22 protein-coding genes are annotated in these 21,657 nt (G+C 59.6%); 19 read left to right on the plus strand and 3 right to left on the minus strand.

Annotation, left to right across the window (positions count from 1 at the left end; genetic code table 11):
* Window positions 1–87 precede the first annotated feature (87 nt).
* Window positions 88–663, minus strand: a complete 576-nt coding sequence (locus tag PH547_RS11160; protein ID WP_104824862.1) for a sugar transferase — start codon at window positions 661–663, stop codon at window positions 88–90.
* A gap of 190 nt (window positions 664–853) precedes the next feature.
* On the opposite strand from PH547_RS11160, the gene PH547_RS11165 reads away from it, so the two are divergent.
* On the plus strand, window positions 854–1,786 hold the full coding sequence (locus PH547_RS11165; protein WP_104824861.1) for a UDP-glucose 4-epimerase family protein: 933 nt from the start codon (window positions 854–856) through the stop codon (window positions 1,784–1,786).
* A 7-nt stretch (window positions 1,787–1,793) separates the two neighbouring features.
* Here the strand turns inward: PH547_RS11165 and PH547_RS11170 are convergent, their stop codons facing one another.
* Window positions 1,794–3,080: a nucleotide sugar dehydrogenase gene (locus PH547_RS11170; RefSeq protein WP_104824860.1), complete on the minus strand. Its 1,287-nt coding sequence runs from the start codon at window positions 3,078–3,080 to the stop codon at window positions 1,794–1,796.
* Window positions 3,081–3,317: 237 nt separating this feature from the next.
* On the opposite strand from PH547_RS11170, the gene PH547_RS11175 reads away from it, so the two are divergent.
* The 6 genes from PH547_RS11175 to PH547_RS11200 all read left to right on the plus strand — a co-directional run bounded on the left by PH547_RS11175 (window position 3,318) and on the right by PH547_RS11200 (window position 8,790).
* The gene (locus tag PH547_RS11175) at window positions 3,318–3,884 is read left to right on the plus strand and encodes a cytochrome b (protein WP_104824859.1); all 567 of its coding nucleotides are present in this window, start codon (window positions 3,318–3,320) and stop codon (window positions 3,882–3,884) included.
* Window positions 3,885–4,009: 125 nt separating this feature from the next.
* Window positions 4,010–4,198: a hypothetical protein gene (locus tag PH547_RS11180; protein WP_104824858.1), complete on the plus strand. Its 189-nt coding sequence runs from the start codon at window positions 4,010–4,012 to the stop codon at window positions 4,196–4,198.
* 425 nt (window positions 4,199–4,623) lie between these two features.
* Window positions 4,624–5,226: a hypothetical protein gene (locus tag PH547_RS11185; protein WP_104824857.1), complete on the plus strand. Its 603-nt coding sequence runs from the start codon at window positions 4,624–4,626 to the stop codon at window positions 5,224–5,226.
* Between the two features lie 219 nt (window positions 5,227–5,445).
* Window positions 5,446–6,129: a YoaK family protein gene (locus tag PH547_RS11190; protein WP_104825276.1), complete on the plus strand. Its 684-nt coding sequence runs from the start codon at window positions 5,446–5,448 to the stop codon at window positions 6,127–6,129.
* Between the two features lie 143 nt (window positions 6,130–6,272).
* The gene (galE, locus tag PH547_RS11195) at window positions 6,273–7,256 is read left to right on the plus strand and encodes a UDP-glucose 4-epimerase GalE (protein WP_104825275.1); all 984 of its coding nucleotides are present in this window, start codon (window positions 6,273–6,275) and stop codon (window positions 7,254–7,256) included.
* Window positions 7,234–8,790: an alkaline phosphatase family protein gene (locus tag PH547_RS11200; RefSeq protein ID WP_104824856.1), complete on the plus strand. Its 1,557-nt coding sequence runs from the start codon at window positions 7,234–7,236 to the stop codon at window positions 8,788–8,790. Before galE ends, PH547_RS11200 begins: the two co-directional genes overlap by 23 nt.
* An 18-nt stretch (window positions 8,791–8,808) precedes the next feature.
* On the opposite strand, the gene PH547_RS11205 is transcribed toward PH547_RS11200, so the two are convergent.
* Window positions 8,809–9,318, minus strand: coding sequence for a DUF1993 domain-containing protein (locus tag PH547_RS11205; RefSeq protein WP_104824855.1), 510 nt, complete (start codon window positions 9,316–9,318; stop codon window positions 8,809–8,811).
* A 385-nt stretch (window positions 9,319–9,703) separates the two neighbouring features.
* Here PH547_RS11205 and PH547_RS11210 point away from each other — a divergent pair, with 385 nt between their 5' ends.
* The 12 genes from PH547_RS11210 (at window position 9,704) to PH547_RS11265 (ending at window position 21,510) form a co-directional block, all read left to right on the plus strand.
* Window positions 9,704–10,633 carry a sugar ABC transporter substrate-binding protein gene (locus tag PH547_RS11210; protein WP_104824854.1) on the plus strand — a complete coding sequence of 310 codons (930 nt, stop codon included), beginning with the start codon at window positions 9,704–9,706 and terminating at the stop codon, window positions 10,631–10,633.
* Window positions 10,634–10,708: 75 nt separating this feature from the next.
* A complete protein-coding gene (locus tag PH547_RS11215) occupies window positions 10,709–12,250 on the plus strand; it encodes a sugar ABC transporter ATP-binding protein (protein WP_104824853.1) in 1,542 nt (513 codons plus the stop codon).
* A gap of 32 nt (window positions 12,251–12,282) precedes the next feature.
* Window positions 12,283–13,308 carry an ABC transporter permease gene (locus PH547_RS11220; RefSeq protein ID WP_104824852.1) on the plus strand — a complete coding sequence of 342 codons (1,026 nt, stop codon included), beginning with the start codon at window positions 12,283–12,285 and terminating at the stop codon, window positions 13,306–13,308.
* 175 nt (window positions 13,309–13,483) lie between these two features.
* Window positions 13,484–14,551, plus strand: a complete 1,068-nt coding sequence (locus PH547_RS11225) for a dipeptidase (protein ID WP_104824851.1) — start codon at window positions 13,484–13,486, stop codon at window positions 14,549–14,551.
* Between the two features lie 37 nt (window positions 14,552–14,588).
* Window positions 14,589–16,229: an ABC transporter substrate-binding protein gene (locus tag PH547_RS11230; RefSeq protein ID WP_104824850.1), complete on the plus strand. Its 1,641-nt coding sequence runs from the start codon at window positions 14,589–14,591 to the stop codon at window positions 16,227–16,229.
* Window positions 16,230–16,250: 21 nt separating this feature from the next.
* Window positions 16,251–17,318 (plus strand): ABC transporter permease, encoded by a 1,068-nt coding sequence (locus tag PH547_RS11235; RefSeq protein WP_104824849.1) that lies wholly within the window; start codon window positions 16,251–16,253, stop codon window positions 17,316–17,318.
* Window positions 17,315–18,247, plus strand: coding sequence for an ABC transporter permease (locus PH547_RS11240; RefSeq protein WP_104824848.1), 933 nt, complete (start codon window positions 17,315–17,317; stop codon window positions 18,245–18,247). The genes PH547_RS11235 and PH547_RS11240 overlap by 4 nt, the downstream gene beginning before the upstream one ends.
* A complete protein-coding gene (locus tag PH547_RS11245) occupies window positions 18,244–19,077 on the plus strand; it encodes an ABC transporter ATP-binding protein (protein ID WP_285168271.1) in 834 nt (277 codons plus the stop codon). The genes PH547_RS11240 and PH547_RS11245 overlap by 4 nt, the downstream gene beginning before the upstream one ends.
* Complete coding sequence (locus PH547_RS11250; RefSeq protein ID WP_285168272.1) at window positions 19,074–19,823, plus strand: ABC transporter ATP-binding protein; 750 nt, start codon at window positions 19,074–19,076, stop codon at window positions 19,821–19,823. The genes PH547_RS11245 and PH547_RS11250 overlap by 4 nt, the downstream gene beginning before the upstream one ends.
* Window positions 19,824–19,988: 165 nt before the next feature.
* Entirely contained in the window at window positions 19,989–20,177 is a 189-nt protein-coding gene (locus PH547_RS11255) for a hypothetical protein (protein ID WP_104824845.1), read from the plus strand.
* Between the two features lie 165 nt (window positions 20,178–20,342).
* Entirely contained in the window at window positions 20,343–20,501 is a 159-nt protein-coding gene (locus PH547_RS11260) for a hypothetical protein (protein WP_199773502.1), read from the plus strand.
* A 325-nt stretch (window positions 20,502–20,826) separates the two neighbouring features.
* The gene (locus tag PH547_RS11265; RefSeq protein WP_104824844.1) at window positions 20,827–21,510 is read left to right on the plus strand and encodes a helix-turn-helix domain-containing protein; all 684 of its coding nucleotides are present in this window, start codon (window positions 20,827–20,829) and stop codon (window positions 21,508–21,510) included.
* The last annotated feature ends 147 nt before the right edge of the window (window positions 21,511–21,657 follow it).

A 21,657-nucleotide genomic window follows, 5' to 3' on the forward strand; every position in this document is an offset into this window, starting at 1 on the left:
CGCAAGCGGGCAGGAATACGGCATTTTGGTGACCGGCATTTTGCGTGCTCTGTTTATGATATCAAAACCTTTGATATCGCCGTCCCGTTAATGCGTCACTCCATCACTGCGCAGAACTTTCAGCACCGTCAGGACGATGATCTTCAGATCGAAAAGAAACGAGCGCCGGCGCAGATAGTCTTCGTCCAAAGCCACTTTCTGCGGGATCGGCAGTTCGTCGCGGCCGTTGACCTGCGCCCAGCCGGTTAGGCCCGGCGGTAGGGCGTCGACGCCGCGCTCGGTACGCAGCGCAATCAGGTCATGCTGGTTGAAGAGGGCCGGGCGAGGGCCGACGATGCTCATCTCGCCCTTCAGGATGCACCAGAGCTGCGGCAGTTCATCCAGGCTGGATTTGCGCAGGAAGGAACCGATCGGCGTCAGATAGGCGTTGGCGTCCTTCAGCAGATGGGTGGCAACCGCCGGGGTGTCGGTCCGCATGCTGCGAAATTTCGGCATGCGAAAAATCCTGTTTTCACGGCCGACACGGTCCGACCAGTAGAGTACGGGGCCGCGGGAGGTCAGCCGGACGGCGATGGCGACGATCAGGATCGGGATGGAAAAGACCACGGCTGCGCCGAGGGCGGCCAGGAAATCGAAAAGGCGCTTGGCAATGGTATAGGGCATCGTTTCCGTTGGTTCTGCCGGTGCTCGTGTCTCAATTGCGCCGATAAGGGCTTTCTGCGGAGTGCATCTCATATCACGGACTTGTTCACAATCGCCCTCATCACGAATTTTGCCGGGCTTGTTCCCTGCAAAGGGAATGTGCAAAGCATGGCGGGAGTAAAAACCGGGCAGAACGAGGGGTAGCAGAGGCATGATCCTGGTGACGGGCGCGACGGGTTTTGTCGGGCAGGCGCTTTGCGCCGAGCTTTCGCGGCGACAGATGGCCTATCGACCGGTCAGCCGTACCCCGAGGCCGGGATTTCTGGCGCTGGGAACGATCGATGGCGGGACGGATTGGACCAATGCGCTCGTCGACGTCGAAACGGTCGTGCATCTGGCGGCGCGGGTCCATGTCATGAACGACACCGCGGCCGACCCGCTTGCGGCCTTTCGCGCTGTCAATGTCGACGCCACGGTCAACTTGGCGCGGCAGGCGGCGCAGGCCGGCGTAAAGCGCTTCATCTTCTTGAGTTCGATCAAGGTCAATGGTGAGGCGACCGCGCCCGGCAAGCCGTTTACCGCGTCCGATACGCCGCATCCGGAAGACCCCTACGGGCAGTCGAAGCGGGAGGCGGAGGAGGCGCTCCTTGCTATCGGCAAGGAGACGAACATGGATGTCGTCATCATCCGCCCGCCACTCGTCTATGGCCCTGGGGTGAAGGCGAATTTCGCGAGCTTGATGAAATGGGCTAAGCGGCCGTTGCCTTGGCCTTTCGGCCTGGTCGCAAACCGGAGATCCCTAGTGTTCGTCGGCAATCTCGTCGATTTCATCCTGCTTTGCATCAGCCATGCCGATGTGGGAAATCGAGTGTTCCTGATTAGCGATGGCGCGGATCTTTCCATCGGCGAGCTGATAGGCAAACTCTCCTCGGCAATGGGGCGCAGAGCTTTCCTGCTGCCCGTACCGCCGCGCCTGTTGGAAGGGCTTGCGGCGCTGCTCGGGCGCCGTGCGGCGGCGCAACGCCTTCTCGGTTCGTTGCAGGTCGATATCGGCGAAACGATCGCAATTACCGGATGGTCGCCGCCCTATTCGGTCGATGACGGCCTGCGGCAGACAGTCGCCGCAGCCGAGAGGGATCACTGACTGTCGTTCACAGGCTCCAGACGGCGTGGCCGTTGAGTAGAGGGTTGTTCTGCTCAAGGGCAGCCTTCACGTCGACGACCACGCCGTTCTCGCCCAACAGATTCAGGATCTGCGCCGCACCGTCGCTCAGGTAGGATTTGTGCGGCACGGCAAGCACGAGGGCGTCGAGCTTGCCGAAATCATCGAGCGCCGCCAGCCGCACACCATATTCCTCTTCCGCCTCGTGATGGCTGGCCATGGGGTCGTGCACCAGCGGCTCAAGGCCGAATTGGTGTAGTTCGCGGATGATGTCGGGCACGCGGCTGTTGCGCAGATCAGGCACGTTTTCCTTGAAGGTCAGCCCGAAGATGCCGATCCGGGCACCATTGATCGGCTTTTGCGCCGCTACCAGCATCTTGATGAGTTTCTGGGCGATGAAGGCGCCCATGCCGTCATTGATACGGCGGCCGGAGAGGATGACTTCAGGATGATAGCCGAGTTCCTCGGCCTTGGCGGTGAGGTAATAGGGATCGACACCGATGCAGTGGCCGCCGACCAGGCCGGGCGTGAAGGGCAGGAAATTCCATTTGGTCCTGGCCGCCTTCAGCACGTCGGCGGTGCGGATATCCATCTTCTCGAAGATGATCGACAGCTCGTTCATCAAGGCGATGTTGAGGTCGCGCTGGGTGTTTTCGATCACCTTGGCGGCCTCCGCCACCTTGATGCTAGGCGCGCGGTGAATGCCGGCCTCGACCACGGCGCCATAGACGGCGGCGATCCTTTCCAGCGTTTCCTCATTGTCGCCGGCGACCACCTTCACGATGCGTTCGAACGTGTGCTCCTTGTCGCCGGGGTTGATCCGCTCCGGTGAATAGCCGACGTGAAAATCCTCGCCCTGGCGCAGGCCCGAGACCTCGGCAAGCACGGGGCCGCAGACCTCTTCCGTCACGCCGGGATAGACCGTCGATTCATAGACGACGATGCCGCCCTTCTTCAAAGCCAGGCCGACGGTACGCGAGGCGGCAATCATCGGCCGCAGATCCGGCTGCCGATTGCGGTCGATCGGCGTCGGAACGGCGACGATGAAGATGTCACGGTCCTGCAGGTCATGAATGTCGCTGCTGATGCGGAGGCCACTTTCCTTCAGGCGGGCCGGCGACACCTCGCGCGTGTCGTCTTCCCCGGCTTTCAGGGCGGCAATGCGGGATGGCTTGATATCGAAGCCGACCACATCGGAAAATTTTCCGGCGAGCGCGATCGCAACAGGCAATCCGACGTAACCCAGGCCAATGACGGCAATTTTTTCGCTCAACACAATCCACCTCGAACAATCGACCTGAATTAGCCCAAACCCAAGCGGCGTGTCAGCGCAAATCTTTGTTAGGAGACGTCAATTCAGGCGCAAGTCAGATCAATGTGACGATCGGGCGGAGGCTTTGCAAGAGAGGCATCGGCGGGGCGCCGTTGCAAGCCGCCTGTCTTCTTAAGGCAGCCGAATAAAAAGGAAACCTCACGTGTTTGCTGCTTGTTCCTCCCAAGGAGACCGCAAATCATGAGTAATTTCAATATGGCTGCCGCGGATGCGCGGGCAGCCCGCTACGACCATGTCACCATCACGTTCCACTGGCTGACGGCTCTTCTGGTGCTGACCATGTTCACATTGGCCGAGGCGCGAAGCTTCGTAGCCCGTGGGACGCCGCTTCGCGGGGATCTGATCTTCGTGCATATCTCGCTCGGCATTCTGCTTGCGGCCGTCCTAATCCTGCGCATCGTCTGGCGCATTGCGACCCACCGGCGCACGGCCCCGGCGGTCTCCGGGCTTCAGCATGCGGTGGCGACGCTTGCCCACCTTGCTCTCTATGCACTGATGATTTCGCAGGTGTCCTATGGCTTCCTGATGATCTGGGCCTCGGGCAACGAACCGAGCTTCTTCGGCCTGTTCTCGGTGCCGCCCTTGATCGTCCTCGATCAGCCGACACGGCATGTGATGGGTGAACTGCATGACTACACCGCCTGGGCAATCATCGCCGTTGCGGGAATTCACGCCGCCGCCGCCCTTGGGCACCATTACGTGTTTCGGGATCGCGTGCTTGTCCGGATGATCCCCGTGCGCAAATAAGCGCCGGCGGTTCATTCTCAAATCGCCGCGGCAGGCCAAAAGGTCGCGGCGCTCCCTATCGAAACCCTTCGCAGCGTACCTATTTTAGTATTCAGAGACATATTTCTCGGAATGCGTGGTTCGCAATGCGTAACACATATCTTGCCCATTTATACGCCAGGCGCTCGGAGCTGGAGTCCAAGCTCGAGCTGCATATAGCACGCTATTGTTTCGGCGAGGGAGAGGTTGATGACGGCACCGAGGCGGAGCTCCGGCAACGCATCACGGAAATCTCCGACGAAATCGCCGATCTTGAGGCTGAACGTGGCGTATAGTCCTTTGGCTCGCGGACGCAGCCGCTACTTTGTTGTGTCTGGCTGTTCGGTGTCGCAAAGGATGGAAGGTAATCCTGCACGGGGCTAAGTTGCCAATCCGCAAAGGGTGGATTGGCAAGAAGAGCCGTTGAATCCGTGGATATGGGCGCGACGCAGGCCGAAAATGGCTGACCGACTGCGCAAGCGCCGGCCTTGACTAAGTCGTCGGCGGAAACCTTATCGGTCAGTAGGCCGATTTTCATTGCTTCATCCGGCGTAATGAGCCGTATCGAACTTGGCGCGGCACTCATCGCCATATCGAGGATCGACCGATCGACGCCCATTTCCTTGAAATAGGTGAGAATCTTCGATCGCAGCGATTTCGACAGCTTCGTGCTATCGTACAGTCCGACAAATTTGCGACTGACCTCCTGGCGACTGATGATGTGCTTCTTGCCGTTAACGACCTGATATTTCTCCCGATAGATTATCCGCTCCTGATCAAAGGTTGTCCTGACCTGATGGACACCCACGATGCTGAAGGGACTGGTGACGCGTCTAACCCCGGCTGCCAGTACGAAAGGGCAGGCCGAAAGACATTCGGCGCCGGCGGAATAAACCATGCCCTTCGCGCCGGCCCGCCAGCCATCGCCACAGAGCGGCTGGCCGCTTGGACAGGACTGGAGCCTCGTGCCGCCCACAGCGACGGACAGGCCGCGCTTCCGGATGATCTCACCCATTTCCATCGCAGCCGCTACATTTCCGCCGGGCGAATTGACGATTATGGGCAGTTTCCGGTCACCGATGCTAGTGAGGAGCTTGCGCAGATCGCCAGGAGATCTCGCATCGATCATGCCTTCCGCCGCGATCCAGTCCACGCAGCCCTCGGGCCGACAGTTGCCGGAGCTGGGATCGGCATGAACGAGCATGAATTGCATGGGTGCGCCGGGCACCTGGGCCGCAGCAACAGTCGCCAGCCCCAAGAGTGCCGATCCCGCTATGGCTCCAAGCCGACAAGCGTTAGCGGCGCCACGTACAAGATGCCATAAAACTGCAAAAATCATGAACCGATGCCCCACCCTCTGAACCGAAAGCTAGCAAAGCACAACCCAATCAGGCAAGGGTATACAACCTCGGTCTGCAACATGTTACGGGCCTGCCGATTGGCAAGAAATACGGTGCTTTGATCGGCAGACGCGCAAACGTCTCGACATCGGCGGCTATATGGCGCGATAAGGTCGGAGCCGATCGAAATGAGCGAGGAGCCGATGAAGCCGAGCCTGCCGACCCTTCTCAGCATCAACGGCGGCTATGTCGACACTGCCGGATTCCTTGCCCTGCACGGTCTGTTCACCGCACATGTCACCGGCAATTTCGTTACCTTCGGCGCTTCCATGGTACTGGGAACCTCGGGTGCGATTGCCAAGCTGCTGGCGCTGCCGGTCTTCTGCATCGTCGTCATTCTCGCCCATCTGTTGGGCGGTGATCTATCTCGACGCAAATTGCCGGTGTTGCGGATAATCCTGACGTTGAAATTCCTGCTGCTCGTGCTTGCGGCCATCTTTGCCATCAGCTTCGGCCCCTTCCCCAGCGGCGACGGTTGGCAGGCGATCCTCACCGGAATGACGCTGGTTTCAGCCATGGCTATCCAGAATGCCTTGCATCGCATCCATCTTGCCTCCGCGCCGCCGACGACTTTGATGACGGGCACGACGACGCAGATCATGATCGATATCGCCGACCTCCTGCTAGGAACCACCCCAGAGGCGAAAGCCACCATCAAGGCAAGACTCGGCCGGATGGGTGCTGCGGTCGGCGGTTTTGCCTGCGGCTGCGCCGCGGCGGCCCTGCTTTTCATGTTCGCCGGCGTGGAATGCTTCCTCGTGCCGCCGGTTATGGCGCTGGTCGGAATCCTATTTCATGCAAGCAAGCCGCAGGCAAAGCCGGCATAGGCCATTCTGATGCTCTTCGTTAGAGCTGGCAGAGCTCCCGTCTTTTTCTGGTCTTGCAACTGATCTACAGGTCTCTAACTCTACGCGGGGATTCGAGCGCGACGCTGCGTGCTTGAGCAGTCAGTCTTTGAGAAGGGATGGTCATGGCAGGAGAAACGGTTCTGGTGGTCGGGGGAGCCGGCTATATCGGCTCGCATACGTGTCTGGATCTGGCGAATAAGGGGTTTCAGCCCGTCGTCTACGACAATTTTTCCAACGGTCATCGCGAATTCGTCAAATGGGGTCCGGCGGAAGAGGGCGATATCCGGGATCGGGCTCGGCTCGACGAGGTCTTGGCGAAATACAAGCCAGCCGCCATCCTGCATTTCGCGGCGCTGATCGAGGTCGGCGAGTCGGTCAAGGATCCTGTCTCCTTCTATGAGAACAATGTCATTGGCACGCTGACGCTGCTGTCGGCGGCGCAGGCGGCCGGCATCGGGGCTTTCGTATTTTCATCCACCTGCGCGACCTATGGCCTGCCGCAGAGCGTTCCGTTGGATGAAAGCCACCGGCAGGTGCCGATCAATCCCTATGGCCGCACCAAATATATCGTCGAGCAGGCGCTTGCCGATTATGATCAATACAAGGGCCTGCGCTCCGTGGTGCTGCGCTATTTCAATGCGGCCGGTGCCGATTTCGAAGGGCGCATCGGCGAGTGGCATACGCCGGAAACCCATGCCATCCCGTTGGCGATCGATGCGGCGCTTGGCCGCCGTCAGGGCTTCAAGGTGTTCGGTAGCGACTATGATACACGCGACGGCACCTGCGTGCGCGACTATATCCACGTCCTCGACCTGGCGGATGCGCATGTCCGGGCGGTGGAATATCTGCTGCGCGGCGGCGAATCGGTCGCGCTCAATCTCGGCACGGGTACGGGCACGACGGTCAAGGAATTGCTGTCGACGATCGAGACGGTGTCGAACCGGCCTTTCCCCGTCGAATATGTCGGCCGCCGCGAAGGCGATTCGACCACGCTGGTGGCCAATAACGACAAGGCCCGCGATATTCTCGGCTGGTCGCCGAAATATGATCTGTCGCGGATCATCGAATCCGCCTGGAATTGGCATGCCAAATCCAATCAGCATTAAGCGTCGGGCTTCGAGCGAGCGCCCGAATGTATTGCTGATATCGGCTGATCAATGGCGGGGCGATTGTCTCTCCGCCGTCGGTCACCCCTGCGTGAAGACGCCCAATATCGACGCTCTGGCGCGCGACGGTGTGTTGTTCCGCCGGCATTTCGCCGGAGCAGCACCCTGCTCGCCGGCGCGGGCGACGCTTTATACCGGCCTTTATCAGATGAACCATCGCGTCTGCCGCAATGGTTCGCCGCTGGATGTGCGTTTCGACAACCTGGCGCTTGCCGCCCGCCGCGCCGGCTATGATCCGACCTTGTTCGGCTATACCGATACGGCGCCGGATCCGCGTGGCATGGACCCCAACGATCCGCATCTGACGACCTATGAGGGCGTACTTCCCGGTTTCAGCGTGCGCCAGCTTCTGCCGGAGCATGAAAAGCAATGGCTTTCATGGCTGCGCTCGAAGGGGCATGAGGGGGCGACGAGCCGTGATATCCACATCCCCGTCGGCGTGAAGCCAGGTGACATCTCCAATGCCGCGCCGGCTTACTCCAAGGATGAGACGCAGACGGCTTTTCTCGCCGGCGAATTCATTCGCTGGCTCGGCGAACAGGACGAGCCCTGGTTCGCGCATGTCTCGTTCCTCAGGCCGCATCCGCCGTTTTCGGTGCCTGAACCCTATAACCGCATGTTTGCCGCAAGCGACGGACCGGCTTTTGCGCGCGCTGCCGACCGCCAGGCAGAGTTGGCGGCACATCCCTTTCTCGCCTTCGCCATCCCGCTGATCGGCAAGGGCGGCTTCATCCATGGCGGCGAGGGGCCTGCGAGCGACTGGACGGCTGAGGATCTCTCAGCGATCCGCGCCACCTACTACGGCATGATCGCCGAAGTGGATGCGCAGCTCGGGCGGATCTGGCAGGCGCTGAGGGATGCGGATGCCTGGGACGATACGCTGATCGTCTTCACGTCAGACCACGCGGAAATGATGGGTGATCACTGGATGCTGGGTAAGGGCGGCTTTTTCGATGGCAGCTATCATATCCCGCTGGTCATCCGCGATCCCGGGCAGCCTGGCGGTACCGGCCGGCAGGTGGAGCGTTTCACCAGCGCCGCCGATATTTTCCCGACGCTTTGCGATCGCCTGGGTCTCGTGCCCGACAATCATCTCGACGGTGAGACGCTTCTGCCCTTTATGGAGGGCGCGGAGCCGGAGCGGTGGCGCGATGCGGCCTTCTGGGAGTTCGATTTCCGCGATATCGCTAACGGCGAGGCGGAACGGCATCTCGGCCTCAGGTCGAATGCCTGCAATCTCGCCGTCATCAGGGACGAACGTTTCAAATACGTCCACTTCACCGGCCTGCCGCCCTTGCTGTTCGACCTAGCGAATGATCCGATGGAGCTCTCCAATCTCGCCGATGACCCGGATTATGCGGCAACTCGGCTTGCCTGTGCCGAAAAGCTGCTGTCGCTGAGGGCCGAGCATCTCGATCAGACACTCGCCTATACCGAACTGACGGAAAAAGGGCCGGTATCGCGCCGGCCCTGATCCAGCTTAAATAGCAGGCTATCGGGCAAACGGGCCGAGATAGGTCATCTTGCCGACCGGCAGCCCGCGGCTGCGCAGAATGTCGTGCACTGTGGTGACGTGGAAGAAGAAGTTCGGCAGAGCGAAGCTTGCGAGATAATCCTCGCCGCTGAACACGATCTTGTTTCCGCCGGGCGCGATCGTCACTTCGCGGCTCTCGGTGCCTTGCATCGTCTCCGGCGTGATCGTCGCCAGGAAATCCTCCGTCTTCTTCACGCGTTCGCGCAGCTCTGCAACGGTGGTTTCGTTGTCTTCGAAGCGCGGCGCGTCAATGCCCGTCAGCCGGGCGATAGCGAGTTTGGCGCTGTCGGTGGCGCGTTGAAATTGGCCGGAGAGCGGCAGCATGTCGTCAATGAGGCGTGCGCCGACAAGTTCGTTCGGATCGGTGCCGTTTTCCGCCGCATAGGCCTCGATCGCGTCGAGATAGGTCGCAAGATTCGCGAGGCCGCGTTGAAAGACGGGGACTGAGAAGCGGTACATCGAGGGCATGCTGGTTCTCCATTGTCAGTCGGTGGCTTCGGCCTGAGGTCGACGGTATTTTACGTCATTCGAGTGTCGATGGAATGTCCGTTCCATCAGGGTGAGCGGCCCACATGTATGCTCGATCGTCAGCTTTTACAGCCTTTTTGGGCCAAAAATTCCCTATCGCGCGTCGATCGCCGGTTCCGTCGGCGCGGCTACAAAATAGTGTTGACGTTTTTACGGAAAAATGGAATAAATATTCCGAAGATGGGATTTTACGGTTTGTTTGTTCCGTTTTTTGAGGTGCCGTTATGGGAGATGGCAGCTCGGGATTGTTGGCCCTGCGGTCGAAACCGAGGGCTCCGGCGTTCAGGAGGGGTGTGGCCGGACACCGCAATTGGGAGGAAAAATCATGAGAAAACTCATTCTGGGCTCCGCGATGGCGCTTCTGCTGTCGACTGCGGCCCATGCCGAAAACATCGGCGTGTCGATGGCGCTGTTCGACGACAACTTCCTGACCGTTCTGCGCAACGGCATGCAGGACTATGCCAAGACGATGAAGGGTGTGACGCTGCAGGTCGAAGACGCCCAGAACGACGTCGCCAAGCAGCAGAGCCAAATCCAGAATTTCATCGCCAGTAAGGTCGATGCCATCATCGTAAACCCGGTCGACACGGATGCCACGGCTGCCATGTCGAAGCTCGCTGCTGATGCGAAAATTCCGCTGATCTACGTCAACCGCGAACCGGCAAACGTCGACAGCCTGCCGGATAAACAGGCTTTCGTCGCTTCCAACGAGCAGGAATCCGGCACGCTGGAAGCCAAGGAAGTTTGCCGCCTGCTGAAGGGCAAGGGCAAGGCCGTCGTCATGATGGGCGAACTGTCGAACCAGGCAGCCCGCATGCGTACCAAGGACGTGCATGACGTTCTCGCCACCGACGAATGCAAGGGCATCCAGATCGTTCAGGAACAGACTGCCAACTGGCAGCGTACCCAGGGCTCCGACCTGATGACCAACTGGCTCTCCAGCGGTTTGGAATTCGATGCCGTCATTTCCAACAATGACGAAATGGCGATCGGTGCCATTCAGGCGCTGAAGGCAGCCGGAAAGTCGATGGATAAGGTTGTCATCGGCGGTGTCGACGCCACGCAGGACGCCTTGGCGGCCATGCAGGCCGGCGACCTCGACGTCACCGTTTTCCAGGACGCAGCCGGTCAGGGCAAGGGTGCGGTCGATGCCGCGCTGAAGCTTGCCAAGGGTGATAAGGTCGACAAGAAGGTCTATATTCCCTTCCAGCTCGTGACGCCCCAGAACGTCAAGGACTTCGTCAAGAAGAACTAACAGAGCGCTGTTAGCGACGGATGCGGGCGCAACAGCCCGCATCCCCAAATTCCGACAGCTCCCGGGAGGGAAAAGATGGTTGTGAGCCCATCCACCATGGCTGCGGTGCGCGCCAGCGGCGCGGTCCCCAATGCCGCCTATCTGCTGAGTGCCGAAGGCATTCGCAAGGAATTTCCGGGCGTGCTGGCCCTCGATGATGTTTCCTTCCGTCTAAAGCGCGGCACCGTGCATGCGCTGATGGGCGAAAACGGCGCCGGCAAGTCGACGCTGATGAAAATTCTAGCCGGCATCTATATTCCGGATCAGGGCGAAGTGCGCCTGAAGGGCGTCGAGATTCGTCTGAAGTCTCCGCTGGATGCGCTGGAAAACGGCATTGCGATGATCCATCAGGAGCTCAACCTGATGCCGTTCATGACCGTTGCCGAGAATATCTGGATCCGTCGCGAGCCGAAGAACCGCTTGGGCTTCGTCGACCATGCCGAGATGAACAGGAAGACCGACGAGCTCTTTCGCCGCCTGAACATCACCATCGATCCGGAAATTCAGGTGCGCGAGCTTTCGGTCGCCAACCGCCAGATGGTCGAGATCGCCAAGGCGGTATCCTATAATTCCGACGTGCTGATCATGGATGAGCCGACGTCGGCGCTGACCGAACGCGAAGTGGCGCATCTCTTCGAGATCATACGCGATCTGCGCGCGCAGGGCATCGGCATCGTCTACATCACCCACAAAATGAACGAGCTGTTCGAGATCGCCGATGAATTCTCGGTGTTCCGTGACGGAAAATATATCGGCACGCATACGTCCACCGACGTCACCCGCGACGACATTATCCGCATGATGGTCGGCCGCGAGATCACCCAGATGTTCCCGAAAGAAGAGGTGCCGATCGGCGACACCGTCCTTTCCGTCAAGGGGCTCACCCTGAACGGCGTGTTTTCCGATGTCTCCTTCGATGTTAAGGCCGGCGAAATCTTGGGGGTCGCGGGTCTCGTCGGCTCCGGCCGTTCGAATGTCGCCGAAGCGCTGTTCGGCGTGACGCCGGCTTCGTCCGGCACGATCGAGCTTTTCGGCAAGAAGGTCGATATCTCCTCGCCGGCGACGGCAATCCGGCACGGCATGGCGTTCCTGACGGAAGACCGGAAGGATACCGGCTGTCTGCTGATCCTCAGTGTGCTCGAGAACATGCAGGTCGCCGTGCTGCACGACAAGTTCGTGCGGGCCGGCTTCGTGCAGGAGGGCGCGATGGAGGCGACTTGCGAGGAGATGGCGCGCAAGCTGCGCATCAAGACGCCGAACCTTGACGAGCGCATCGAAAATCTTTCCGGCGGCAATCAGCAGAAAGCGCTGATCGGCCGTTGGCTGCTCACCAATCCGCGCATCCTGATCCTGGACGAGCCGACCCGCGGCATCGATGTCGGCGCGAAGGCGGAAATCCACCGCCTGGTCACCGAAATGGCGCGTAACGGCGTCGCTGTCATCATGATTTCGTCGGAGATGCCGGAGGTTCTCGGCATGAGCGATCGCATCATGGTGATGCATGAGGGACGGGTGACCGGTTTTCTCGATCGTGCGGAAGCAACTCAAGTGAAGGTGATGGAACTGGCCGCGCAGTGACGCCGCCAATCATCGCAAGGGAGGACTGAACCATGGTTAGCAAAGTTGCAGAGGCGACCGCACCGTCAGTGACGCGTCCCAGGCGCCGCCGCGTCCCGCCGGAACTCGGCATCTTCCTGGTGCTGATCGGCATTGCGCTCCTGTGCGAAATCCTCGGCTGGATCTTCGTCGGTCAGAGCTTTCTGCTCAATGTGCAGCGCCTGAAGATCATGATCCTGCAGGTTTCCGTGATCGGCATCATCTCGGTCGGGGTCACGCAGGTCATCATCACCGGCGGCATCGATCTTTCATCGGGCTCCGTCGTCGGGTTGACCGCCATGGTGGCGGCGAGCTTCGCACAGTCCTCGACCTGGGCGCGGGCGCTTTATCCAGCGCTGACCGATATGCCGTTTTTCGTTCCGATCGGCATCGGCCTGCTGATCGGCCTTGCCGCCGGTTACGTCAACGGCCAGCTCATCACGAAAACCAAGATTCCGCCGTTCATCGCGACGCTTGGCATGATGGTATCGGCCCGCGGCCTGTCGAAATTGTACACGAAGGGGCAACCGGTCTCCGGCCTCACCGATCAGTTCAATTTTATCGGCACCGGCATCTGGCCCGTCGTCGTCTTCCTGCTTGTCGCGCTGATCTTCCATATCGTGCTGCGCTACACGCGCTACGGCAAGTTCACCTATGCGATCGGCGCCAATGTGCAGGCAGCACGCGTCTCCGGCATCAATGTCGAGGCACATCTGGTAAAGGTCTATGCGATTGCCGGACTTCTGGCCGGGCTTGCCGGCATCATCACCGCCGCCCGCGTCCAGACGGCGCAGGCTGGCATGGGTGTAACCTACGAGTTGGATGCGATCGCCGCTGCCGTCATCGGCGGCACCTCGCTCACGGGCGGTGTCGGACGCATTACCGGCACGATCATTGGTACGGTTATCCTCGGCGTGATGATCTCGGGATTCACCTTCCTGAACGTCGACGCCTACTATCAGGAAATCGCCAAGGGCATCATCATCGTCGCCGCCGTCGCAATCGACGTCTACCGCCAGAAGAAGCGGGTCAAACACTGAAGCGGCCAAGGTTTCGTCTGATATCTCGAGGCGGGGTTTTGGCCCCGCCTTTTTCGTTTGCTGCGACATTCTATGCTAATGCAGATTTTTTTCATTTAGGTATGGCGAATCCTGCCATCTTTTCTATTCTGGCCGCTTCCCGCCGCTCGTCCGAGCGCATTATCCAGGATAGACAATGCAATCCGTATTTGATGGCCATAACGACGTTCTACTGAGACTCTGGAATCATGCCCGCGAAGGAACTGATCCGGTCGCCGAGTTCAGGGATGGAATATCGACTGGCCATATCGATGCGCCCCGCGCCAAGGCCGGTGGGCTGGGCGGCGGCCTCTGCGCCATCTATATCCCCTCCGGCAATCTCGTCTTCGCCGATCCCGATCGCAACGGCCATTATGCAACACCGCTCTCGCCGCCGCTGGAGCGGGCGTCGTCGCTCGATATCGCGCTTGAAATGGCGGCGATCGCCCTCAAGCTCGATCGCGCCGGCGTCTGGAAGCTTTGCCGCTCGACCGCCGAAATCCGCGACTGCATGGAAAAGGGCATCTTCGCCGCGGTGATGCACATGGAGGGCTGCGAGGCCATCGACGCCGATCTCGTCGCGCTCGAAACCTTCTATGCGGCCGGCCTGCGCTCGCTCGGCCCCGTCTGGAGCCGCAATAACGTCTTTGCCCATGGCGTACCCTTCGCCTATCCGAGCTCGCCCGATACCGGGCCGGGCCTCACCGATGCTGGTTTTGCGCTGGTGCGCGAGTGCAATCGGCTCGGCATCGTCATCGACCTTGCCCATATCACCGAGAAAGGCTTCTGGGATGTGGCGAAGACATCGGATCAGCCGCTGGTCGCCAGCCATTCCAACGCGCATGCGCTCACCCCCGTCGCCCGCAATCTCACCGACAAGCAGCTCGACGCCATCAGGGAGAGCCGCGGCATCGTCGGTTTGAACTATGCGACGGCCATGCTGCGCGAGGACGGCCGCTCGGATGCCAACACCCGGATCGAGGTGTTGGTTCGCCATGTCGACCACCTCGTCAGCCGTGTCGGCATCGATTGCGTCGGCCTCGGATCGGACTTCGACGGAGCGACGATTCCGGAAGAAATCGGCGACGCTGCAGGCAACCAAAAGCTGATTGCTGCGCTCAGGAACGTTGGCTATGCTGAAGCCGATCTTGTGAAGCTATGCAGGGAGAACTGGCTTCGTATCCTGGCTTCTGCTTGGGGAGAGAGCAGCAAGTCGCGTGCGTGATTGATAGTAATAAAAGCTAAAATAAGGGAACGAAAACATGATGATGATCAAGATGAACCGCAACTTTCGCGCCCTTTCGGCCGGTGCGGCTCTCACGCTTTTGACGATGGCTGTGCCGAGCGCTTTCGCGACAACGCCGAAGGATACGCTGGTTGAAGGTTTCGCCTTCGACGACATTCTCAGCATGGACCCGGCCGAAGCCTACGAACTCTCCGCCGCCGAGGTTACCGGCAACAGCTACAGCCTGCTCGTTCGCCTCGATATCAACGATACCTCCAAGATCCAGGGCGATCTTGCCGAGAGCTGGTCGGTCTCCGACGATCACCTGACCTATACGTTCAAGCTGAAGCCCGGCCTCAAATTCGCATCGGGCAATCCGATCACCGCCGATGACGTCGCCTGGTCCTTCGAGCGCGTCGTCAAGCTCAACAAGAGCCCCGCTTTCATCCTCACCCAGTTCGGCCTGACCGGCGACAACGTCACGGAAAAGGCTAAGGCTACGGATCCGAGCACCTTCACCTTCACCGTCGACAAGCCCTATGCGCCGAGCTTCGTGCTGAACTGCCTGACAGCGACGGTTGCGGAAGTGGTCGACAAGAAGCTGGTTATGGAGCACGTCAAACCGGTGACGCCGTCGGCCGACAACAAATACGACAACGATTTCGGCAATGGCTGGCTAAAGACCGGCTATGCCGGCTCCGGTCCGTTCAAGCTGCGCGAATGGCGCGCCAACCAGGCTGTCGTTCTGGAGCGCAACGACAATTATTACGGTGAAAAGCCGAAGCTTGCGCGCGTCATCTACCGCTTCATGAAGGAAAGCTCGGCGCAGCGCCTGGCGCTGGAGAATGGCGACATCGACGTTGCCCGCAACCTGTCGCCGACCGACCTCGCGGCCATCGAGAAGAACGCTGAACTTACCTCCACCAATGCGCCGAAGGGCACGATCTATTACGTCAGCCTCAACCAGAAGAACCCGAACCTCGCCAAGCCGGAAGTGCAGCAGGCGTTCAAATACCTGGTGGACTATGACGCCATCAGCAAGACGCTTATCAAGGGCATAGGCGAAATCCATCAGACCTTCGAGCCGAAGGGCATGCTTGGCTCCTTGGATGAAAATCCGTTCAAGCTTGATGTTGCCAAGGCCAAGGACCTGCTTGCCAAGGCCGGCCTGCCGAACGGTTTCTCCGTGACGATGGACGTGCGCAGCATCGAGCCGGATACGGGCGTTGCCACCTCGATCCAGCAGACGCTCGGCCAGGCCGGGATCAAGGTCGAGATCATCCCCGGCGATGGCAAGCAGAAGCTGACCAAGTATCGCGCCCGTAACCACGACATCTATTTCGGCAACTGGGGCAATGACTATTGGGATCCCCATTCCAATGCCGATACGTTCACGAACAATCCCGACAACTCCGACGCCGGCACCAACAAGACGCTCGCCTGGCGCAACGACTGGACGACACCTGAACTCGACAAGGAGACAAAGGCTGCCCTGTTCGAGGTCGACGCTGCCAAGCGCGGCGCCATGTATCAGGAGATCCAGAAGAAGTATCTGGATGCCAGCCCCTTCGTCTTCCTCTTCCAGCAGACGGAAGTCGCCGGCTATCGCAAGGATGTGAAGGACTTCAAGCTCGGCCCGAGCTTCGACACCAATTTTGTCTGGCCCGTGTCGAAGTGATGGTCCGATAGGACTGGTTCTTTGAGCACTGTCGAACGGAAAATGGAGGTGCGGCCCAAAAAGGGCCGTGCCGCGCCCATTCTGATGGGCGTTCTGCGCTTCCTGGTCGTGGCGGTCACGACCTATCTCGGCCTTCTCGCCGTCACTTTCTTCATCGGGCGCGTCATCCCGATCGATCCGGCATTGGCGATTGCCGGTGACCATGCACCTACGCAGGTGCTGGAGCGCCTGCGCCGTGAAATGCATCTCGATCAGCCGCTCTATCTGCAGTTCTATTATTATCTACTGAGTGCCCTGACCGGCGATTTCGGCACATCCGTGCTGACGACCAATCCGGTGATGGACGATATCCGGCGCGTTTTTCCGGCGACGATGGAGCTTGCGACCGTTGGTACGATCATCGGCGCGATCTTCGGAATTCCCTTCGGCGTGCTTGCCGCCGTGCGCCGCAACAGCTTCATCGACCAGATCGTCCGCGTCATCGGCCTCGTCGGCTATTCGGTGCCGGTATTCTGGCTGGCCATGGTGTCGCTCGTCATCTTTTATGCCAAGCTGGGCTGGGTGGCCTATCCCGGGCGCATCGACATCGCCTTCGAATATACCTTCACGCCGATCACCGGCTTTTATCTGATCGACAGCGCCATGCAGGGGCAATGGGATGTGTTCTGGGATGCATTCCGCCACATCATTCTGCCGGCCTCGCTGCTCGGCTACTTCTCGCTTGCCTATATCAGCCGGATGACGCGCAGTTTCATGCTGAACGAACTCGGCCAGGAATATATCGTCGCGGCCCGCGCCAAGGGGCTTTCGGAAACGCGGGTGATCTGGGGACATGCGCTGCGCAGCGCCGCCGTGCCGCTGATCACGGTGATCGCGCTCTCCTATGCCGGATTGCTGGAAGGTTCGGTGCTGACGGAGATCGTGTTCTCCTGGCCGGGCATCGGTTTCTACATCACCAGCTCGCTGCAGAACGCCGATATGAACGCCGTGCTCGGCGGAACTGTCGTCGTCGGTACAGCCTTCATCGGGATTAACCTGCTCTCCGACCTGCTTTACCGCACTCTCGATCCAAGGACGCGACGCAAATGACGGCGACCGCTGAGACCACGCAACCTGGCTGGCGTGACTGGCTGCTGTCGGATCGGCCGCAGTCGCGCCGGCAAGCGAGCCTCGGACGTGCCTATGTCACATGGCGGCAATTTTCCGCCAATCGGCTGGCGGTTCTCGGATTGCTGATCATTGTCGTCCTCATTCTTGTGGCGGCATTTGCCAATGTTATCGCCCCCTATCCGCCGAGTATTGGGGATCTCACCAATGCCTATCTGAAGCCGCCCGGGACCGGCGGCTATCTTCTCGGTACCGACAATCTCGGGCGCGATATCCTGTCCCGTTTGATCTATGGGTCGCGATGGACCCTCTATATCGTTGTTCTCGTCGCGATCATTTCGGCGCCGCTCGGGCTGTTTATCGGTATGATAGCTGGCTATGCAGGTGGCTGGATCGACACCGTGCTGATGCGTATCACCGATATCTTCCTTGCCTTTCCGAAGTTGGTGCTGGCGCTCGCTTTTGCCGGCGCGCTCGGCCCCGGCATCGAGAATGCCATCATTGCGATCGCCATCACCTCCTGGCCGCCCTATGCGCGCCTGGCGCGGGCTGAGACGATGACGGTGCGGCGCTCCGATTATATCGCTGCCGTGCAACTCATGGGCGCCTCGCCGATCCGTATCGTCTTCCGCCATATCATGCCGCTCTGCATCTCCTCGGTGATCGTGCGTGTCACGCTCGATATGGCCGGCGTTATTCTGACGGCGGCGGGTCTCGGTTTCCTCGGCCTGGGCGCACAGCCCCCTCTGCCGGAATGGGGCGCGATGATTGCCACCGGGTTCAAATACTATCTCGATCAATGGTGGGTGGCGGCAATGCCGGGTATCGCCATCCTGATCGTCAGCCTGGGCTTCAACCTGCTCGGCGACGGTTTGCGGGATGCGCTCGATCCGAAGGAGAGCGGCCAATGACGCCACTGTTGACGGTCGAGAACCTCAGGGTTCGCTATCCCACCCGCACCGGCATCATCGAAGCCGTGCGCGGCGTCTCCTTCACGCTCGGCCGCGAGCGACTCGGCATTGTCGGCGAGAGCGGTTCCGGCAAGTCGCAAGCCGGCCGCGCGATCATGGGCCTCACTTCGTCGCATGGCATCGTCACGGCCGACAAGCTGAACTTCAGCGGCATCGACCTGCTGTCGGTCTCGGCCAGGGAGCGCCGGTCGCTGCGCGGCAAGCGCATTGCCATGGTGCTGCAGGACCCGAAATATTCGCTCGATCCGGTGATGACCATCGGCAAGCAAATTACCGAGACGTTGCGCACGCATGAGAAGGTGAGCAGGGCGGAAGCGCGCGAGCGCGCACTCGCCATGCTGGAAGCGGTGCAGATCCGCGATCCCAAGCGCGTCTACGACCTGCATCCGCATGAAGTCTCCGGCGGCATGGGCCAGCGCGCGATGATCGCGATGATGCTGATCGCAGGCCCGGAGCTACTGATCGCCGACGAGCCGACCTCGGCGTTGGACGTCACTGTGCAGCTCGATGTGCTGAGGATCATGGACAGGCTGGTATCGGAACGCGGCATGGGGCTGATTTTCGTGTCCCACGATCTGAGGCTGGTGTCCTCCTTCTGTGACCGGGTGATCGTCATGTATGCCGGCAAGATCGTCGAGGAATTAAAAGCTTCCGAACTCAACAATGCGCAGCATCCCTATACGCGCGGTCTGTTGAACTGCATGCCCGTCATCGGCGAGGACCGTCACCCGCTGCCGGTCCTTGATCGCAAGCCGGAGTGGGCGGCATGACGGCGGCGCTTGCGGTCGACGGCCTCAGTGTCGTCTATGACGGTTATTACGCCCTCGATGCGGTCAACATCGATGTGAACAAGGGCGAATCCTTCGGTCTTGTCGGCGAATCCGGTTCCGGCAAATCGACCTTACTGCGCGCCGTCGCCGGTCTCGCGCCTGTCAGCGACGGCGTGATCCGCGTCGATGGCGAGGCGCTGAAGGGTGCAAAACGCACCAAAGCGTTTTACCGCCAGGTCCAGATGGTGTTTCAGGACCCCTATGGCTCGCTGCATCCGCGTCAAACCATCGACCGGCTGCTGCTGGAGCCGCTGGCAATCCACGGCAACGGCGACAGCGAGACGCGCATTACCCGGGCGCTTGACGAAGTCGGCCTCGGTTCAGGCTTCCGTTTCCGCTATCCGCACCAACTATCGGGCGGCCAGCGCCAGCGCGTGGCGATTGCCCGCGCTTTGATCGTCGAGCCGTCTATCCTGTTGCTCGACGAACCGACCTCGGCGCTGGATGCTTCCGTGCAGGCGGAAGTGCTCAATTTGCTGGAGCAGGTGCGCAGGGATCGTCATCTGACGTTCGTTATGGTCAGTCACGATCTCGGTGTCGTCACCCATATGTGCGAACGCCTCGTGGTGATGCAGAATGGCGCTGTCGTCGAGCGGCTGAGCGCAAAAGAATTGGCGGCCGGCGATGTCAAGCAGGACTACACGCGCAACCTGATGATTGCGAGCAAAGGCTTTGTCCGTGCCTAATTGATTGTAATCATTAGTCCTTCATCGCCCTTTTAGTTAAGCTTCGCTTAAAAGACGACTAATCGTATAGACTATTGACTCGTGCCGCAATTCTGTCATGATCCCATTAATGGCGGTTAACTTTCGTGATCTCCTACATGGGGTCATGCGCGAGTGGAGGCAGGCATGTTTTTCATGGGTGGCATGACCATGGGGTATCTTCATCCGCCAGCACCAGCAAAAGAAGAGGACGCGTTGACCGTCACTCTGCCGGAAGAACAGAGCCGCCGTCAGATCGGTCCGACCGAAACTCCGGCTGCTGAAGCAAGCGCCGTAGAGCGCACTTTGATCTGGGCTCGCCGCATTCTCTGCTGATGTCAGCCTTGCTGATCTTTCGAGCCAGACCGCCGTCCAATGGTTTATTTTTTCTTGCGTTGGCCTCTGGACAAAAATTCATCTCTACCTAATTGATAGGGATTGTATAAATGTCGGACGTGGGCTCGCCCACATGACAACGACAAAAACGAACGGAGGCAACACATGGCGAATTTGGGTATGTCGAATACGCATGTGAATCAGTTCGACGGCTCGAAGCGCGTTGCGACGACGCGCAGCAAGATCCAGACTGCAATCCACGTTGCGCTGTTTTCTGCCGCATTCCTCTTCGTCGTCGCCATCGTCTTCGGCATCGTGATCTGAACGCGCTGCAAGGATGATATGACCGGCATTGATCGGTCATATCATGGGCGCGCGCCGCTGCGGTGCCGCGTTTATAGAGCGATGGTTGGCGTCATCTCTTTTTTGTTTTCTAACGGCCACGGCCGATCGGGCTAATCTTCAGGTCAGCCAGACGTTACCGTCGCATTCCTGTTTCTTCCCAAGTTGAAACGCTTCCCTAACGGCAATTCTTCTTTCCCGGCCTTGTCAAAACTTCGCCGGGCAAAGAAAATTTCCCATGACCGATAGAATGCGCTTCATGAAAACAGTAAGCTTCGCCAAAACACAAAATAGAGTGGGGCGGAGCATGACCAAAGCGGAGGCTGGGCGCAGCGGCAGACGGAATGGTGGTCAAGACGGGCGAGCGGTCCTGGACCAGGATTCGCATGCCATACGCGACGTAAAAGAGAATAATCTCGAATTGGCGATCGGCCACGAGGTCCGCGCCTTTCGCAAGAAGCTCGGCATCACCGGCGCCGACCTTGCTTCGGCCACCGGCATATCGCTCGGCATGCTCTCAAAGATCGAAAACGGCAACACGTCGCCGTCTCTCACCACATTGCAGGCGTTGGCGCGGGCGCTTGGAGTGCCCGTCACCTCGTTTTTCCGGCGGTTCGAAGAAAAGCGCAACGCCGTCTTCGTCAAGGCCGGCGAGGGTGTGGAGATGGAGCGGCGGGGTACGCGCGCCGGTCATCAGTACAATCTGCTCGGTCACATAGCCAACGGGTCTAGCGGGCTGCAGGTCGAGCCCTATCTCATCACGCTGACGGCCGATTCTGATGTTTTTCCGGCATTTCAGCATGAAGGGCTGGAATTGATCTATATGTTGGAAGGGGAAGTCGAATACCGTCATGCCGACAAGCTTTATGCGATGCGGCCGGGTGACAGCCTCTTTTTCGATGCCGATGCGCCGCATGGTCCGGAAGTGCTCGTTAGTCTGCCGATCCGCTTTCTGTCGATCATTTCCTACCCTGAGAAACACAGCTCTTGAGAGGAATTTGCGAATCTTTTGAGGGAGTTCAGTTTAAGTTCATCTTCCGCGGGATATGGAGGGCAACCTACCAAACCCTACTGAATTTCCGATTGCAAGAAATCAGCCTAAGGAGAATACCTCATGACCTTGATCGATTGTCTTTGA

The sequence above is a fragment of the Rhizobium cerradonense genome, from assembly GCF_030182455.1.
GTDB lineage: Bacteria > Pseudomonadota > Alphaproteobacteria > Rhizobiales > Rhizobiaceae > Rhizobium.

Coding starts and splice junctions, on each gene's coding strand:
- PH547_RS11160 (WP_104824862.1), bottom strand. CDS start 663: ATGCCCTATACCATTGCCAAGCGCCTTTTCGATTTCCTGGCCGCCCTC.
- PH547_RS11165 (WP_104824861.1), top strand. CDS start 854: ATGATCCTGGTGACGGGCGCGACGGGTTTTGTCGGGCAGGCGCTTTGC.
- PH547_RS11175 (WP_104824859.1), top strand. CDS start 3,318: ATGAGTAATTTCAATATGGCTGCCGCGGATGCGCGGGCAGCCCGCTAC.
- PH547_RS11180 (WP_104824858.1), top strand. CDS start 4,010: ATGCGTAACACATATCTTGCCCATTTATACGCCAGGCGCTCGGAGCTG.
- PH547_RS11190 (WP_104825276.1), top strand. CDS start 5,446: ATGAAGCCGAGCCTGCCGACCCTTCTCAGCATCAACGGCGGCTATGTC.
- galE (WP_104825275.1), top strand. CDS start 6,273: ATGGCAGGAGAAACGGTTCTGGTGGTCGGGGGAGCCGGCTATATCGGC.
- PH547_RS11200 (WP_104824856.1), top strand. CDS start 7,234: ATGCCAAATCCAATCAGCATTAAGCGTCGGGCTTCGAGCGAGCGCCCG.
- PH547_RS11205 (WP_104824855.1), bottom strand. CDS start 9,318: ATGCCCTCGATGTACCGCTTCTCAGTCCCCGTCTTTCAACGCGGCCTC.
- PH547_RS11210 (WP_104824854.1), top strand. CDS start 9,704: ATGAGAAAACTCATTCTGGGCTCCGCGATGGCGCTTCTGCTGTCGACT.
- PH547_RS11215 (WP_104824853.1), top strand. CDS start 10,709: ATGGTTGTGAGCCCATCCACCATGGCTGCGGTGCGCGCCAGCGGCGCG.
- PH547_RS11220 (WP_104824852.1), top strand. CDS start 12,283: ATGGTTAGCAAAGTTGCAGAGGCGACCGCACCGTCAGTGACGCGTCCC.
- PH547_RS11225 (WP_104824851.1), top strand. CDS start 13,484: ATGCAATCCGTATTTGATGGCCATAACGACGTTCTACTGAGACTCTGG.
- PH547_RS11230 (WP_104824850.1), top strand. CDS start 14,589: ATGATGATGATCAAGATGAACCGCAACTTTCGCGCCCTTTCGGCCGGT.
- PH547_RS11240 (WP_104824848.1), top strand. CDS start 17,315: ATGACGGCGACCGCTGAGACCACGCAACCTGGCTGGCGTGACTGGCTG.
- PH547_RS11245 (WP_285168271.1), top strand. CDS start 18,244: ATGACGCCACTGTTGACGGTCGAGAACCTCAGGGTTCGCTATCCCACC.
- PH547_RS11250 (WP_285168272.1), top strand. CDS start 19,074: ATGACGGCGGCGCTTGCGGTCGACGGCCTCAGTGTCGTCTATGACGGT.
- PH547_RS11255 (WP_104824845.1), top strand. CDS start 19,989: ATGTTTTTCATGGGTGGCATGACCATGGGGTATCTTCATCCGCCAGCA.
- PH547_RS11260 (WP_199773502.1), top strand. CDS start 20,343: ATGGCGAATTTGGGTATGTCGAATACGCATGTGAATCAGTTCGACGGC.
- PH547_RS11265 (WP_104824844.1), top strand. CDS start 20,827: ATGACCAAAGCGGAGGCTGGGCGCAGCGGCAGACGGAATGGTGGTCAA.